The sequence below is a fragment of the Craurococcus roseus genome (genome assembly GCF_039523795.1).
In the GTDB taxonomy this organism is placed as follows: Bacteria; Pseudomonadota; Alphaproteobacteria; order Acetobacterales; family Acetobacteraceae; genus Craurococcus; species Craurococcus roseus.
In genome coordinates, this window is record NZ_BAAAFZ010000011.1 from 36,188 (window position 1) to 50,989 (window position 14,802).

Below are 14,802 nucleotides of genomic sequence, written 5' to 3' on the forward strand. Positions count from 1 at the left end.
CGCCGCCGCCCTCACCGCCGCGTGCGACGCGGCCGACGCCTGGGCCCATGAGGGGGCCCCGTGAGGGCGGGGCGATGAGCTTCGCCGGTTGGGCATGGCGGTAGGCCGCCGCCGCCGCGCCGCCGCCGCTCCGCCCTTACCTCCGCTGGCGCGCGGCGCGCGGCAAGGAGGTCGCGCCGCGGCTGGCGGAGCGCCGCGGGGACGGGGCGGCGCGGCCGCCCGGCCGCCTGCTCTGGCTGCACGCGGCGAGCGTGGGCGAGACGCTTTCGGTGCTGCCGCTCCTGGAGGCGCTGGCGGCGCGGGCGCCGGACCTCGGCGTGCTGCTGACCACCGGCACCGCCACCTCCGCCGCGCTGCTCGCCCGCCGCTTGCCGCCGGCGCTGGCCGACCGGGTGCAGCACCGCTTCGCGCCGCTCGACGTGCCCCGCTGGGTGGAGCGCTTCCTGGCCGGCTGGCGGCCGGACGCGGGCGCGCTGGTGGAGTCGGAACTGTGGCCGAACCTGATCCGTGCCGCCCGCCGCCGCGGGGTGCCGCTGGCCCTGGTCAACGCCCGCTTCTCGGAACGGTCCTCGCGGCGCTGGCGCCGTTGGGCGCCGGGCCTGGCGCGGGAACTGTTCTCCTCCCTGTCGCCCGTGCTCGCGCAGACGCCGGCCGACGCGGCGCGGCTCGGCGCCGCGGGCGCGCGGCTGGCGCTCTGCCTCGGCAACCTGAAGGACGCCGCGGCGCCCCTGCCTGCCGACCCGGGCGAATTGGCGCGGCTGCGCGAGGCCGTCGGCGGCCGCCCCGTGTTCCTCGCCGCCAGCACCCACCCGGGCGAAGAGGCGGTCGTGCTGGACGCGCACCGCCGCGCGGCGGCGTCCGGGCTCGCCGACCTCCTCACCGTGATCGTCCCGCGCCACCCCCACCGCGGCCCGGCGGTCGCGTCGGAGGCGGCGGCGGGCGGGCTCGCGGTGGCCCGCCGCGCGGCAGGCGGGGCGCCCCCCTCGCCGGGCACGGCGGTCTACGTGGCGGACACGATGGGCGAGCTCGGCCTGTTCTACCGCCTCGCGGGCGCGTGCTTGGTCGGCGGCTCGCTGGTGCCGCACGGCGGGCAGAACCCGATGGAACCGGCCCGCCTCCGCTGCCCGGTCCTGCTCGGGCCCCACACCGCCAACTTCGCCGAGCCGGTGGCGCGCCTGCTCGCCGCCGGCGGGGCGCTCAGGGTCGAAGGGCCGGACCCGGCGGGCGCCCTGGCGGCCCTCGCGGCGGGCGTGCTATCGAGGCCGGACCGCGCGCGCGGGATGGCGGACGCCGCCGCCTCGACAGCCGCGGTCGCGGAGGGCCTGCCCGGCCAAGTGGCGGATGCGTTGCTGCGGTTGCTGCCCCCGCCGCCCCCCGGCGCCGATCGCGGCGCCGTCGGCGCGGCCGCGGCGGTTCGCTGACGGACCGGCGCCGGTGCGTTCCGCCCGGCCGCCAACCCAAGGAAACAGGATGACGCCGAGCAGCAAGGTGCGGAGACCGGCCGAGGCATGATGCGCGCCCCGGGGTTCTGGCGGGAAAGCGGCGGCGGTTTGCTGCCCCTGCTCCTGACGCCCGCCTCCGCGGTCTATGCCGCCGCCACCGCCCGCCGGATGCGGCGGTCGGGCTGGCGGGCGCCGGTGCCGGTGATCTGCTGCGGCAACGCCACCGCGGGCGGCTCCGGCAAGACCACGGCGGCGCTCGACATCGGCCAGCGCCTCGCCAACCGCGGCATCGCGGTGCACTACCTCCTGCGCGGCTACGGCGGGACGCTCAAGGGGCCGCTGCGGGTGGACCCGGCGGTCCACGACAGCATGGCGGTCGGCGACGAGGCGCTGCTGCTGGCGGCGGAGCGCCCGGCCTGGATCTCGGCCGACCGCGCCGCCGGCGCCAGGGCCGCCGTGGAAGCGGGGGCGCAGGCGATCGTCATGGACGACGGCTTGCAGAACCCGACGCTGGAGAAGGACCTGTCGCTGCTGATCGTGGACGGCGGCTACGGCTTTGGGAACGGGCGCATCATCCCGGCCGGCCCGTTGCGCGAGCCGGTGAGCGCCGCCGCCGCGCGCAGCCGCGCCGCGGTTCTGATCGGCCCCGACGAGGCGGGCGCCGCGGCCATGCTGCCGCCGGGGCTCCCCGTGCTGCGGGCGGCGCTCAAGCCGGGGCCGGAAGCGGAGTTGCTCTCGGGCCAGCCGGTCTTCGCCTTCTGCGGCATCGCCAACCCGCTCAAATTCTTCGCCACGCTGACCGAGGCGGGCATGGTGCTCGCCGGCCGCGAGGCCTTCGCCGACCACTACCCCTTCGACGACGGCGACATGCGCGACCTGTTGGCCGAAGCGGAAGCGCTGCGCGCCATCCCGGTGACGACGCGCAAGGACTACGTCCGCATCCCGCCCGCCTTCCGCAGCCGGGTGACGGTGGTGACGGTCCGCCTGGAATGGTCCGAACCGGCGCAGATCGAAGCCCTGCTCGAGCCGCTCGCCCAAAGGATCCCGGTTCCCGCCTGAACGGCCCCGATCGAGGCCGGCCGAAACGATGTGAGTTCACTATACCGGCCGGACGGTTGACATACCGTCCGGCCGGTATAGCTTTCCGGCATGGCTCGCGACCACGCTTCCACCCCGGCGACCGATGCCCGCACCCGCATCCTCGACGCCGCGGAAGCCATCGTCCGCGCCCGCGGCGTCCCCAACCTCACCTTGGAAGCGGCCGCCCGAGAGGCCGGCGTGTCCAAGGGCGGGCTGCTCTACCATTTCTCTTCCAAGGAGGCGCTGCTTTCCGCCCTGCTGGGCCGGTTGGCGGAGTTCGTGTCCCAGGACTTCACGGAGGCTCTGGAACGCCTGCCGCCCGGCCCGGGCCGCGCCGCGCGCGCCATGCTGGCCTGGGGGCTGGAGGTGTCGGAGGCGGAGGCGAACGAGCGCTGCGACCGCGCCGCCGCCGTGTTCCTCGCCGCTTTCCACCACGACCCCGCGCTGCTCGACCCGATCCGCGCCGTGGTCGCGCGGTTGAGGGAGGCCGTGGCGACGGACGGGCTGGCGCCGGGGCACGGCATGGCGGTCATGGCGGCGATGGACGGCCTGTTCATGGCCCGGATCTTCGGCATGTACGAACTCGGGCCGGACGAGCGCCGCGACATGCACGCCGCGCTCTCCCGCCTGCTGGACCCCGTTCCGTGACTCGGCGCCGCGGCCTCCTGCTGGTGGCGGCGTTCCTCGCGGCGCTGGGCGGCGGCGCTTGGTTCTTCCTCCGGGCCGGCCAAGCGCCGCAGGCGACCGCGCCCGCGGCCGCGGCGCCGTCCGAGCCGCCAGGCGTCGGGGCGCTGGGCCGCGTGGAGCCCGCGTCGCGCATCCGCAAGCTGACGCAGCCCGGCGGCTTCGCCGTCACCCGCGTCGAGCGGCTGCTGGTGGCCGAGGGCGACCGGGTCGAGGCGGGCCAGCTCCTCGCCGAGCTGGGCGACGCGGCGCAGAAGGATGCGGCGCTGGCGCAGGCCGAGGCGTCCTTGGCGGAGGCGCGCGCCAACCTCGCCAAGACGCGCGCCGCCGGCCGCCCTTCCGAGATCGCGGCGCAGCGCGCCCGCATCGAGAGCCTCGCCGCGCAGGAAGCGATCGCCCGCCGCGAAGCGGAGCGGGCGGAGCGGCTCGTGCCCAGCGGCGCCGGGGCCTTCGCCGCCGCCGACCGCAACCGCGCCGCCGCGGCCGCCCGCGCCGCCGAGCGCGCCGAAGCGGAGGCGCAGCTCGAAACCCTGTCGCGCCCGCGTCCCGAGGACGTCGCGCTCAGCGAGGCCCAGGTGGCCGCTGCGGAGGCGCAGGTGGCCAGGGCGAGCGCCGACGCTTCGCTCTCGCGCGTGCGGGCGCCGATCGCGGGCACGGTGCTGCGGGTCTACGCGCGGCCGGGCGACCAGATCGGCAGCGACGGGCTGCTCGACCTGGCGGACCTGACGCGCCTGGACGTGGTGGCGGACGTGTACGAGACCGACCTGCCGCGGCTGCGCCCCGGCGCGCCGGCCGAGGTGGTCGTGCCGGGCGAACCCCGCCGCTACGACGCGGAGGTGCGCGAGATCGGCTGGCTGGTGCGCCGCACCGTGCAGGCCGGCACCGACCCCGTGGCGGCGGTGGACGCGCGCACGGTGGAGGTGCGCCTTTCCTTGTCCGAAGAGGGCCGCGCCGCGCTGGAGCGGCGGACCAACATGCAGGTGCAGGTGGCGATCCGGCCGTGAACGTCCTCACCAGAACCCCTTCCGCGCCGCCGCCCGACGGCGAACTCCTGCCCTGGGCGCCCGAGCGCACCGGCGGAGCGCCCCCGCAGCCGCCGCCGTCGGGGCGCGAAGGGCCGGCGCGCCGCACCACTTCCTTCCGGCCGCTCCGCTCCCTGCTGCTGCCGCTCCGGCTCGCGTGGCGGCAGCTCCGGGCGGAGAAGGCGCGGCTCGCCTCCGCCATCGCCGGCGTGATGTTCGCCTGCGTGCTGGTGTTCATGCAGCTCGGCTTCCGCTCGGCGCTGTTCGACAGCGCCACCGCGCTTCTGCAATCCATGCGCGCCGACGTGTTCCTGATGCACCCGCTCACCACGGCGAGCTTCAAGCCCGAGACCTTCCCGCGCGCGCGCGCCAGCCAGGCCCTCGCGCTTCCGGAGGTGCAGGCGGCGGTGCCGGTCTACCTGGCGCAGGCGAGCTGGCGGAACCCGGAGAACGGCGCCCGCCGGGCCGTGCAGCTCATCGGCTTCGACACGGAGGCGGGGGTGATGGACTTCCCCGGCCTCGCGCCGCTGGTGGACGCGCTGAAGCGTCCCGACGCGGTCGCCTTCGACCGCCGCTCCCGCCCCGAATTCGGCGACGTGGCGAAGCTGCTCGCCGAGCGCGGGCCGTTCGAGGCGCAGATCGGCAACCGCCTGATGGAGGTGGTGGGGCTGGTGGAGATCGGCCCCTCCTTCGGCGCCGACGGCAACGTGGTGCTCTCCGAGGTGAACTTCCGCCGCTTGGTCAAGGAGCGGCAGGTCTCGGCCATAGACCTGGCGGCGATCAAGCTGCGGCCGGGCGCGGACGTGGAGGCGGCGAAGCGGCGCTTGGCGGAGCTGTTGCCGCGCGACGTGATCGTGCTGAGCCAGCCCGAGCTGGTGGCGTGGGAGCGGCGCTACTGGGAGGAGGCGACGCCGATCGGCTTCATCTTCGCCTTCGGCAGCCTGATGGGCCTCGTGGTCGGCATGGTCATCGTCTACCAGATCTTGTTCAGCGACATCGCCAGCCACCTGCGCGAGTACGCCACGCTGAAGGCCATGGGCTACTCCAATTGGTACCTGGGCCGGGCGGTGCTGTCGGCGGCGCTGATCCTGGCAGTGCTGGGCTTCCTGCCGGGCTTCGGCCTGTCGTTCTTCCTGTACGGCGCGGTCGGCGAAGCCACCTTCCTGCCGCTGAACATGGACCTGGAGCGAGGGGTCGGGGTGTTCCTGATGATCTTCGCCATGTGCGCGCTCGCGGGCCTCCTGGCGATGCGCAAGCTCCGCGACGCCAACCCCGCGGACATGTTCTGATGCGCGGCGGGGCGAACCCGATCGAGCTGCGCGGCGTCGGCTACGCCTACGGCACGGGCGATCTGGCGCGGCCGGTGCTGCGCGACGTGGACCTCACGGTCGGGCCGGGCGAGATCGTGCTGCTGACCGGCCCGTCCGGCAGCGGCAAGACGACGCTCCTGACCCTGATCGGCGCCTTGCGCGCGGTGCAGACGGGCAGCGCGTCGGTGCTCGGGCTGCAATTGGCCGGCGCCACCGAGCGCCAGCGCGTGGAACTGCGGCGGCGCATCGGCTTCATCTTCCAGCAGCACAACCTGCTCGGCTTCCTGACGGCGCGGCAGAACGTGGCCATGGCGCTCGAACTCGACCCCGCGACGAGCGAGAAGGAACGGATGGCGCGCGCCGGCGCCATGCTGGAGGCGGTGGGCATCGGCGACCGCGCGGACGCGCCGCCGGCGAAGCTCTCCGGCGGCCAGCGGCAGCGCGTGGCGGTGGCGCGGGCGCTGGTGGGCAGGCCGGGGCTGATCCTGGCGGACGAGCCCACGGCGGCGCTCGACAAGCAAAGCGGCGGCGAGGTGGTGCGGCTGCTGCGCGACTTGGCGAAGCGGCAGGGAGTGCCGATCCTGCTCGTCACCCACGACCCGCGCATCCTGGACATCGCCGACCGCGTCGTGTCGATGGAGGACGGGCGGATCACGGCGGCGGAGGCGGGGGCGGCGGCCGAGTGACGCCGCACCGGAGCCCGCGCGCTCAGCCTGCCGGCGCGATGTCCCGCAGCACGGCGGCGAAGTGGCAGGCGGCGGCCCCGAGCACGAAAGCGTGCCACGCCGCGTTGTGGAAGGGCAGCCGGTCCGCCAGGTGGAACGCGGTGCCAGCGGTGTAGAGCACCCCGCCCGCCACGAGCAGCGCCAGCGCCCCCGTCGAAAGGGCGTCGGCGAGCGGGACGATGAGGACCACGCCGCACCAGCCCAGCAGCAGGTAGAGCAGCACGGCCAAGCGTTCGCGGCGCCCCGGCCGGCCCAGCAGCGCGTGCGCCGCCCCCGCAGCGGCGGCCGTCCACACGCCGGCCAGCAGCGCGCCGCCGGCGGCCCCGCCGACCGCCATGCCGGCGAAAGGGGTGTAGGTCCCGGCGATCATGGCGAAGATCGCGGCGCGGTCGCACCGCCGGTAGAGCGCCTTGCGACGAGCGCCGGCGGGGGTGAGATTGTAGAGCGCGGAGCACCCGAGCATCGCCACGAGCCCGGCCGCGTAGGCCAGGAGGCCCAGCGCCCCGAGCGGGTCCGCGGCGGCCGAGGGCAGCGCGGCGGCGGCGAGCATGCCGCAGGCGGTCAGCCCGAAAGCGGCGCCGAGCGCGTGGACGGCGGCGTCGGCGATCAGCTCGCCCCGGCTGTAGCGGCGCGGCAAGCCGGCCGAGGCATCCCTCCGCGCCGCCTTTGGCGGTGTCATCGTCTGCTCGACGCCTCCGAGCGCGAAGCGGCCCCGAGTAACAAGGCGGTTCGAGCCCTGGGCGTTTCCGCCCAGGGCGATCGCGGGCTAGGCCGCGTCTTCAAGCCGCTCCTGCAACTCCAGCCACTCCGCCTCCAGCGCCTCCACCTCGCGCGCGATGGCGGCGCGGCGCGCGGTGGCGCGGGCGAGCAGGCCGGGGTTGTCGCGGGCGTAGAGGCGCGGGTCGGACAGCGCTTCGTCTATCGTGGCCGCTTCCTTGCCCAAGGCCGCGAGCGTCGTTTCCACGCGCTTGAGCCGCTCGCGCAGCGGCGCCAGCGCGCCGCGCGCCTCGGCCCGCTCGCGCCGTTCGTCGCGTCGCGTCGGCACCGCCTCTTGCCGGGCCGCCTCCGGGCGCGACCGTTCGGCCAGGAGGGCGCGGTACTCGTCCAGGTCGCCCTCGAAGGGCCGCGCCGTGCCGTCCGCCACCAGCCAGAGCCGGTCCGCCACCAGCTCCACCAAATGCGGGTCGTGGGTGATGAGCAGCACCGCGCCGGCGTAGTCCCCCAGCGCCCGCACCAGCGCGTCGCGCGCGTCGATGTCGAGGTGGTTGGTCGGCTCGTCCAGGATCAGGAGCTGCGGCGCATCGCGCGTGCAGAGCGCGAGCAGCAGCCGCGCCTTCTCGCCGCCGGAGCAGGAGGCGACGGCCGTTTCCGCGCGGTCGGCGTCCAGCCCGAAGCGGGCGAGCTGGGCGCGGCATTGCGTTTCGGTCGCCTTGGGCAGCGCCGCCTGCATGTGGGAGAGCGGCGTGCCGTCCGGGTCCAGCTCCTCCGCCTGGTGCTGCGCGAAGTAGCCGACGCGCAATCGCGGCGCCCGGTGCTGCTCGCCCGCCATCAAGGGCAGGCGGCCCGCGAGCACCTTGGCCAGGGTGGACTTGCCGTTGCCGTTGGCGCCGAGCAGCGCCACGCGGTCGTCCTGGTCCAGCCGCAGGTCCAGGCCGCGCAGCACCGGGCGCCCGTCGTAGCCGGCGGCGGCGCGGCGGAGGGAGAGCACGGGCGGCGGCAGCGCGGCGGGCTCGGGGAAGGCGAAGCGCGTCGGCGCGTCCTCCACCACCGCCTCGATCGGCGGCAAGCGTTCCAGCGCCTTGAGCCGGCTCTGCGCCTGCCGGGCCTTGGTCGCCTTGGCGCGGAAGCGGTCCACGAAGGCCTGCATGTGCGCGCGCTGCGCCAGCACGCGCTCGTTCTGCGCCGCCTGCTGCGCCTGCCGCTCGGCGCGGATGCGGGTGAACTCGCCGAAGCCGCCGGGGTAGAGCGTGAGCTTGCCGCGGTCGAGGTGGGCGATGGCGTGGACGCAGCGGTCCAGCAGGAAGCGGTCGTGGCTCACCAGCAGCGCGGCGCCGGAGAAGCGCTGCAACCAGCCCTCCAGCCACATGGCGGCTTCCAGGTCGAGGTGGTTGGTCGGCTCGTCCAGCAGCAGCAGGTCGGGCTCCAGGAACAGCGCGCGGGCCAGCGCCACGCGCATCCGCCAGCCGCCGGAGAACTCGCCCACGGGCCGCGCCTGCGCCTCCGCGTCGAAGCCGAGCCCCGCCAGCACGGTCGCGGCGCGCGCGGGGGCGCTGTCGGCGCCGATGGCGAGGAGGCGCTCGTGGATCTCGCCGAGGCGCGCGGGGTCCGGCCCCCGCTCCGCCTCGGCCAGCAGCGCGGCGCGCTCGGCGTCCGCCTCCAGCACGGTGTCGAGCAGGCTCAGGGGACCGGCCGGCGCTTCCTGCGCGACGTAGCCGAGCCGGGCGCGGGCGGCCAAGCGGATCTCGCCGCCGTCGGGGGCGATCCGCCCGGAGACGGCCCGCAGCAGGGTGGACTTGCCGGCGCCGTTGCGCCCGACCAGCCCGACGCGCCGGCCCGGGTCCACGGCCAGGTCGGCGTCGTCCAGCAGCGCGCGGCCGGCGATGCGGAGGGTCAGGTTGCGGATCGCCAGTACTGTCATGGGGAGGTTCTACAACAGGCGCCGGCGCGGTGGTGCAAGGCGGCGCACGCCCTTTCCGGTCCCAACGACTCCGGGGGTTCGGGCTCCCATGCGCCGAGCGTGCGCCAGGTTCCGGCGCCGAATCGTTCCGTGTGGGGGAAGCATGGCCGATTTCCAGCAGCGGGGCGCGTTTGGCGGGTCCGGGTCCGGGTGGAGGGCGCACCCGCGCGCCGCCTCCGACATGCGCGAAGAAGCCAGGGCGCGGGCGGCGACGCAAGGGGATGGGCGTTTGGGAGGCGTGGCCGCGGAAGCGCGACGGACGCCGCGCCGGTCCTCACGGTCACCGCGCACCTCGTCAAGAAGTGGCGAGCCATCGCTCCAGGCGGAGGACGCGGCCATGCGGGCGGTGTCACGGTGCAGCCCGCCATGCCGAGCGCTCCCTCCCCGCCCATAGCCGGATTCGCAACCGTTCGGGACGGGCGTGCCGCGCCAAGTGGCCGAGCAGGCGCGCGGCCGGCGCGTCGGGCGATGGGCCTGGGTTCTGTGCACCGCCTGCTGCGGGCGGCCGTGGTCGGCCTCGGTCTTTTGGCGCCCTTCGGCGGGCCGCGCGCGGACGCGATCTCGGACCTGGACCGCGCCTTCACGGAAGCCTACCGCCTCGGCGCCGCGCAGGCGCTCGCCAACCTCCGGGCCGCCGTCCCGGTGCTGGTGAACCGCTTCGAGCAGATCGCGCTCTACCGCCCCGGCGTCGAAGCGCCGGAACTGTTCTCGATGGACGCGGCGCTTTACCTGGAAGCGAGCGCCGTTTCCCACACGGCGGCCGCGCTGGCGGCCCGGCTCGCGCCCTTCGGGCTCGGGGCGCTGGACGACGAGAGGCGCGCCTGGCTCGCGCGGTACCAGTCCCTGCTGTCCGCGGCCGAGGCCGAAGTGGCGCGGCGGGGCGACATCCCGGAAGAGCTGCGGACGCTGCAACGCGGCATGCTCGGCGACGTGCGGCGGTTCGCGCAGCGCATCCACCAGCAGGGCTCGGTCGACCAGGCCCTGCTCGACGACATGGGCGCCACCGTGCGGGCCGCCGTGCGCAAGAACCTCGAACACGCCGCGGCGTCGCAACTGGAGCAGTTCCGGAACCAGGTCGTCCGCTGGAAGGCCGCCTACCCTTCGCTGGCCTGGGACCGCGCCGCGGTCGTCGTCATCGGCGTCCACCAAGCCCGGGACGGCAACCTGCAAAGGCAGTTCTTCGACTGGTTGCTGGACGACCATCCGAGCCGGCAGGACCGGGTCGTGTTCGCGGAGACCCTGACGCCCCCCGACCCGCTCGACCAACCGCCAGCGACCGAGGCGCTTACGCTGCTGTCCAAGGTCATGCTGGACAAGGATTTGGCGAAGGTCGTCTTCGGCGATCCCTTGGCCTTGCAGTCCGACGTCCTCGGCGGCGCGGCCGAAGCGATCATCGCCACTTGGCGCCGATGAGCCGCGCCCGGAGCCCTTTCGCGGTCGCCCGCAGCATTCCCACGAGCCGGTGCGGGCGGCCGGCGCGCCCCGATGCTCCGCGCCCCGCGCGGAGCCGACGCCCGCCGAATCGCCGGTAGCGTCGGGCCGGGCGCGGCGGACCGGCGCCCCGAACCGGACCGGCGCCCCGAACCGGACCGGCGCGCGAAGCCCCGTATGCCGAAGCCGTTTGTGGTGCCCCCGGGGAGACTCGAACTCCCACGCCCGTCGCCGGGCAACGGATTTTGAGTCCGCTGCGTCTACCATTCCGCCACAGGGGCAGGGCGGCGCGGTCTAACCCGTCGCTCCCGCGCGGTCCAGCGCCGCCGCCGGCTCCTCCGCTGTCGCGGTGGCGAACTCGGCCGGGCCGGTGATCTCGATCAGTTCCAGGTCGTCCGAGTGCGCGATCTCGCGGTGCCGGACGCGCGGGGGCTGGTGGACGCAGTCGCCGGGCCGCAACTCCACCTCGCCGATGTCTTCGTACTCGAAGCGCACCCAGCCCTTGAGCACGTAGACCATCTGGAACGCCAAGTCGTGGGTGTGCCACTTCGGCTCGGGGTGCCGGCCGGGCACGGCGCGGATGACGTGGGCGCCGAACGCGCCGTGCGTCGCGTCACGGATGCCGAGGTCGCGGTACTCGAAAAAGGCGCGCAACCCCCGGTCGAAGCCGGAGTCGGCCGCGTGGCGCACCATCGTGCGCCCGGACGCGGGGGCCGGGGGCTGCTGAATCGGAGCGTCGTCTGGCATGGCGGACCTCCCGCTCTGGCTGCTGCCTTCGTGTCTTATTTTTAATGTTCACGAACTCGTGTTCAGTAGGTCGTTTCGCGTATACAAGGGCATCGCGCCGCCGAGGCCCCGGCAGGCTGCGCCACCCGGCCGCGGAAGGAAAGCACGGCAGATGCGGAACTCTTCTTCTAAGCGGCAGGCGGAGCGCGCGCAGGCGGTGGCGCTGGTGATCTCCTTGGCCTGGATGGTGCTGGCGCAGATCGGTTGCGTCATGTTCTGGGAGGCGGGCTTCCTGACCCGCCAAGCGTCGCTGCTGCACTGGCTGGTGGTGGGTGTCCTGCCGCCCGCCATGGCGCTTTGGACGACGGAAACGGACAGAACGGCGCAGCGCTGAGCCGGCCCGGGCCGGCTTCCGCCACGCCATCGCAACATCGGCACCGCGGTCCGCACGATCACGTCAAACGGCGCCTCGCGCGGTTGGGAGGATGCGCCGCCGGACCTTATGGTGCCGGCGCATGGCCGGAACTTCCTTCGCCCTTCCGCCCCCTCCGCGGTCGCCGGACCTCGGCCCCATCTCGGACGCGGCGCTCTTCCTCGACTTCGACGGCACCCTGGTGGAGATCGCGCCGCGGCCCGACGCGGTGCAAGTCCAGCCCGGCCTGCCGCGCCTGCTGCAACGCATAGCCGCCGGGCTGAACGGGGCGCTAGCCATCGTGAGCGGCCGGCCGCTCCGCGACCTGGACCATTTCCTTCCGGTGCCGATCGCCATGGCGGGCGACCACGGCGCCACCTTGCGCCCGGTGCCCGGCCAGCCGCCCGAATCGCCCGACCTGCCGCACGCGCCGGCCGCTTGGCGGGACCGCGCCGCCACCCTGGTTGAACGCTTTCCCGGCACGCTGATCGAGGACAAGGAGCACGGCTTCGTCGTCCACTACCGCCTCGCCCCGGCCGCCGGCCCGGTGGCGAAGGCCCTGCTGGACGAATTGCTCGCCGAAGCCGGGCCCAACGGCGGCGGCTTCACCCTGCTCGAAGCCCGCATGGCCTGGGAGGTGCGGCCGCGAGGCGCGTCCAAGGGCACGGCGGTCCGCGACCTGATGGCCCGCGCGCCCTTCGCCGGCCGCCGCCCGGTGTTCATCGGCGACGACGTCACCGACGAGGAGGGCATGGCCGTGGCGCGCGAGCACGGCGGCCTGGGCCTGCGCCTACAGGACGCGTTCGGCGAGCCGGAGGCGCTGCGCGAATGGCTCGCCCGCTGCGTCCCGGCCGCGGAGACCGAAGCCCCGGCATGAAGCGCTTGGTGATAGTCGCCAACCGCGTCCCGGACCCCAAGGAACGCGGCGCGACGGCCGGCGGCTTGGCCGTGGCCTTGCAAGACGCCGTCAACCGCCGCGACGCCATGTGGTTCGGCTGGAGCGGCAAGACCGCGGAGGCCACCGCGGCGGAGCCGTCTCTGCTGCGCCAGGGCCGCCTGACCTACGCCACGCTCGACCTCGGCGACAGCGACTACCGCCGCTACTACCAAGGCTTCTCCAACGGCTCCCTGTGGCCCACCCTGCACTACCGCCTCGGCCTGGCCCAGTTCTCGCGCGACGACTACGCCGGCTACCGCGAGGTGAACGCCGCCTTCGCCGGGGCGCTCGCGCCGTTGCTGCGGCCGGACGACATGGTTTGGGCGCACGACTTCCACCTCTTTCCCATGGGCGCGGAATTGCGGCGGCGCGGGAGCCGGCAGCGCCTCGGCTTCTTCCTGCACGTGCCCTTCCCCCCGCCCGCCGTCTTCGCCGGCCTGCCGCGCAGCGCCGAGCTGCTGGCGGACCTCGCCGCCTACGACGTGATCGGCCTGCAAACGGAGGACGACGCCGCCCACCTCCGCGCCGCCCTCGCCGCCGAAGGGCACGCGGAAGCGGCGGAGCGCGTCTCGGCCTTCCCCATCGGCATAGACGCGGACGCCTTCGCGAAGCTGGCCGAGCGCGCGGTCGAGAAGCAGGAGATGGCGCGCTTCCGCCGGAGCATCGCCGGGCGCGCCTTGGTGATCGGCGTGGACCGCCTGGACTATTCCAAAGGCCTGCCGCAACGCTTCTCCGGCTACGGCCAACTGCTCGCGCGCTACCCGGAGCAGCGCTCGCGGGTGACGTACCTCCAGGTCGCGCCCGTGTCGCGGGGCGACGTGGCGCAATACCAAGCGCTGCGGCGGGAGCTGGACGAACTGGTGGGCCGCATCAACGGCGACTACGCCGAGCCGGACTGGGTGCCGCTCCGCTACATGACCCGCCCTGTGCCGCGCCCGACCCTCGCGGGCTTCATGCGCCACGCGCGCGTCGGGCTGGTGACGCCGCTCCGCGACGGCATGAACCTCGTCGCCAAGGAGTACGTCGCGGCCCAGGACCCGGCCGACCCGGGGACGCTGGTGCTGTCCCGCTTCGCCGGCGCCGCGCCCTACCTGAAAGGCGCGCTGCTGGTGAATCCGCTCGACCCGGACGAGATCGCGGAGGCGCTGGACCAAGCGATGGCCATGCCGCTGAAGGAGCGCCAGGAACGCTGGGAGCCGATGGCGGCGGAGGTGCGGGAAGGCTCGGCGCGGAACTGGTGCCAGAAGTTCCTGGCGGCGCTGGAGGGGTAGGCGCGTCCGCCGGCGCCGCTTGGCGCGAAGCTCTGCAACCGCACAAAGGGGATCGTTCGATGGACCGTCGCAATCTGCTGGGCGCGCTGGCAGCGGCGCCGCCGATGGCGCTCGCGGCCGACCGCGTCGCGGCGCAGGCGCAGCCCGCGCCAACGGCGGGGGGCAAGAACTACGTCCTCGTGCATGGCGCTTACGGCGGCGGCTGGATCTGGCGCGACGTGGCCGGGGGGCTGCGCCGGCGAGGCCACCGCGTTTGGACGCCGACCCAGACCGGCCTCGGCGAGCGCAGCCACCTCTTGTCGCGCCAGATCACCGTGGACACCCACATCGGGGACGTGGCGAACGTCATCGAAACCGAAGAGATCGCCGACATCATCCTGGTTGGCCACTCCTACGGCGGCATGGCCGTGACCGGCGTGGCGGACCGCATGGCCGACCGCATCCGCCACGTCGTCTATCTGGACGCGCTGCTCCCCGAGAACGGCGACACGGCTTTCACGGTCCTCCCCGCAGGCGTGGAGGACTCGCGCCGCAAGGCCGTCCGCGAGCAAGGCGGAGGGGTCGCGCTGCCGGTGCCCGGCCCCGAGGCGTTCCCGATCCCGGACGGCCCGGCGAAGGACTGGTTCATGCGGCGCTTGCGGCCGCACCCGATCGGCACCTACGAGAGCCCGGTGCGCTTGTCGAAGCCCGCGGGGGCGGGCCTGCCGGTCACCTACGTCTCCTACACCAACCCGCCCTTGGCCTCGATCGAGCCGAGCCGGCGACGCGCCCGCGCGAAGGAGGGTTGGACGTACGTGGAGCTGCCGGTTCCGCATGACGTCGAAGTGCCGGCGCCGGAGAAGGTCGTCGAGTTGCTGGCCGGCATCGGCTGAGGCGCCCGGCCCCGCCCCGGTCCTTACGGCCGCGGCGCCGGCCCGACGCGGGGATTAGGCGCTTCGGTCGGACGGTGTAACCTCCGCTGGCGCAGGCGGCCACGCGCCCGGATCGGGGCGCCCCGAGAGCCGCCGCGCGGGGAGGACCGCACCACGATGACCCTCGACCGACGCACGTTCCTCAAGGCCGGCGCCGCGGCGGCGCCGGCGGCG

The 14,802-nt window shown here is 74.7% G+C and carries 14 protein-coding genes and 1 tRNA gene; 11 read left to right on the top strand and 4 right to left on the bottom strand.

Annotated features, from left to right (window positions below; genetic code table 11):
* The first annotated feature begins 182 nt into the window (after window positions 1–182).
* The 6 genes from ABD067_RS06215 to ABD067_RS06240 all read left to right on the top strand — a co-directional run bounded on the left by ABD067_RS06215 (window position 183) and on the right by ABD067_RS06240 (window position 6,224).
* The gene (locus tag ABD067_RS06215) at window positions 183–1,421 is read left to right on the top strand and encodes a 3-deoxy-D-manno-octulosonic acid transferase (protein ID WP_343894416.1); all 1,239 of its coding nucleotides are present in this window, start codon (window positions 183–185) and stop codon (window positions 1,419–1,421) included.
* A gap of 90 nt (window positions 1,422–1,511) precedes the next feature.
* On the top strand, window positions 1,512–2,501 hold the full coding sequence (gene lpxK, locus ABD067_RS06220; RefSeq protein ID WP_343894417.1) for a tetraacyldisaccharide 4'-kinase: 990 nt from the start codon (window positions 1,512–1,514) through the stop codon (window positions 2,499–2,501).
* 90 nt (window positions 2,502–2,591) lie between these two features.
* The gene (locus tag ABD067_RS06225; protein ID WP_343894327.1) at window positions 2,592–3,170 is read left to right on the top strand and encodes a TetR/AcrR family transcriptional regulator; all 579 of its coding nucleotides are present in this window, start codon (window positions 2,592–2,594) and stop codon (window positions 3,168–3,170) included.
* Complete coding sequence (locus ABD067_RS06230; protein ID WP_343894328.1) at window positions 3,167–4,210, top strand: efflux RND transporter periplasmic adaptor subunit; 1,044 nt, start codon at window positions 3,167–3,169, stop codon at window positions 4,208–4,210. The genes ABD067_RS06225 and ABD067_RS06230 overlap by 4 nt, the downstream gene beginning before the upstream one ends.
* Entirely contained in the window at window positions 4,207–5,517 is a 1,311-nt protein-coding gene (gene devC / locus ABD067_RS06235) for an ABC transporter permease DevC (protein ID WP_343894330.1), read from the top strand. Before ABD067_RS06230 ends, devC begins: the two co-directional genes overlap by 4 nt.
* The gene (locus ABD067_RS06240) at window positions 5,517–6,224 is read left to right on the top strand and encodes an ATP-binding cassette domain-containing protein (protein WP_343894331.1); all 708 of its coding nucleotides are present in this window, start codon (window positions 5,517–5,519) and stop codon (window positions 6,222–6,224) included. The genes devC and ABD067_RS06240 overlap by 1 nt, the downstream gene beginning before the upstream one ends.
* 22 nt (window positions 6,225–6,246) lie before the next feature.
* On the opposite strand, the gene trhA is transcribed toward ABD067_RS06240, so the two are convergent.
* Window positions 6,247–6,942: a PAQR family membrane homeostasis protein TrhA gene (gene trhA, locus ABD067_RS06245; protein ID WP_343894332.1), complete on the bottom strand. Its 696-nt coding sequence runs from the start codon at window positions 6,940–6,942 to the stop codon at window positions 6,247–6,249.
* An 87-nt stretch (window positions 6,943–7,029) separates the two neighbouring features.
* Window positions 7,030–8,901 carry an ABC-F family ATP-binding cassette domain-containing protein gene (locus ABD067_RS06250; RefSeq protein ID WP_343894334.1) on the bottom strand — a complete coding sequence of 624 codons (1,872 nt, stop codon included), beginning with the start codon at window positions 8,899–8,901 and terminating at the stop codon, window positions 7,030–7,032.
* A 507-nt stretch (window positions 8,902–9,408) separates the two neighbouring features.
* Between ABD067_RS06250 and ABD067_RS06255 the strand changes: the two genes are divergently transcribed.
* A complete protein-coding gene (locus ABD067_RS06255) occupies window positions 9,409–10,353 on the top strand; it encodes a hypothetical protein (RefSeq protein WP_343894335.1) in 945 nt (314 codons plus the stop codon).
* A 211-nt stretch (window positions 10,354–10,564) separates the two neighbouring features.
* Here ABD067_RS06255 and ABD067_RS06260 read toward each other — a convergent pair.
* Window positions 10,565–10,652, bottom strand: a tRNA-Leu gene (locus tag ABD067_RS06260).
* A 13-nt stretch (window positions 10,653–10,665) separates the two neighbouring features.
* Window positions 10,666–11,118 (bottom strand): cupin domain-containing protein, encoded by a 453-nt coding sequence (locus tag ABD067_RS06265; RefSeq protein WP_343894336.1) that lies wholly within the window; start codon window positions 11,116–11,118, stop codon window positions 10,666–10,668.
* Between the two features lie 151 nt (window positions 11,119–11,269).
* On the opposite strand from ABD067_RS06265, the gene ABD067_RS06270 reads away from it, so the two are divergent.
* From ABD067_RS06270 to ABD067_RS06285, 4 genes are all read left to right on the top strand, one after another.
* Window positions 11,270–11,491 carry a hypothetical protein gene (locus tag ABD067_RS06270; protein WP_343894337.1) on the top strand — a complete coding sequence of 74 codons (222 nt, stop codon included), beginning with the start codon at window positions 11,270–11,272 and terminating at the stop codon, window positions 11,489–11,491.
* Between the two features lie 121 nt (window positions 11,492–11,612).
* Entirely contained in the window at window positions 11,613–12,386 is a 774-nt protein-coding gene (otsB, locus tag ABD067_RS06275; protein ID WP_343894338.1) for a trehalose-phosphatase, read from the top strand.
* Window positions 12,383–13,717, top strand: a complete 1,335-nt coding sequence (locus tag ABD067_RS06280; RefSeq protein WP_343894339.1) for an alpha,alpha-trehalose-phosphate synthase (UDP-forming) — start codon at window positions 12,383–12,385, stop codon at window positions 13,715–13,717. Before otsB ends, ABD067_RS06280 begins: the two co-directional genes overlap by 4 nt.
* Window positions 13,718–13,776: 59 nt before the next feature.
* Window positions 13,777–14,589, top strand: a complete 813-nt coding sequence (locus ABD067_RS06285; RefSeq protein WP_343894340.1) for an alpha/beta fold hydrolase — start codon at window positions 13,777–13,779, stop codon at window positions 14,587–14,589.
* Window positions 14,590–14,802 lie beyond the last annotated feature (213 nt).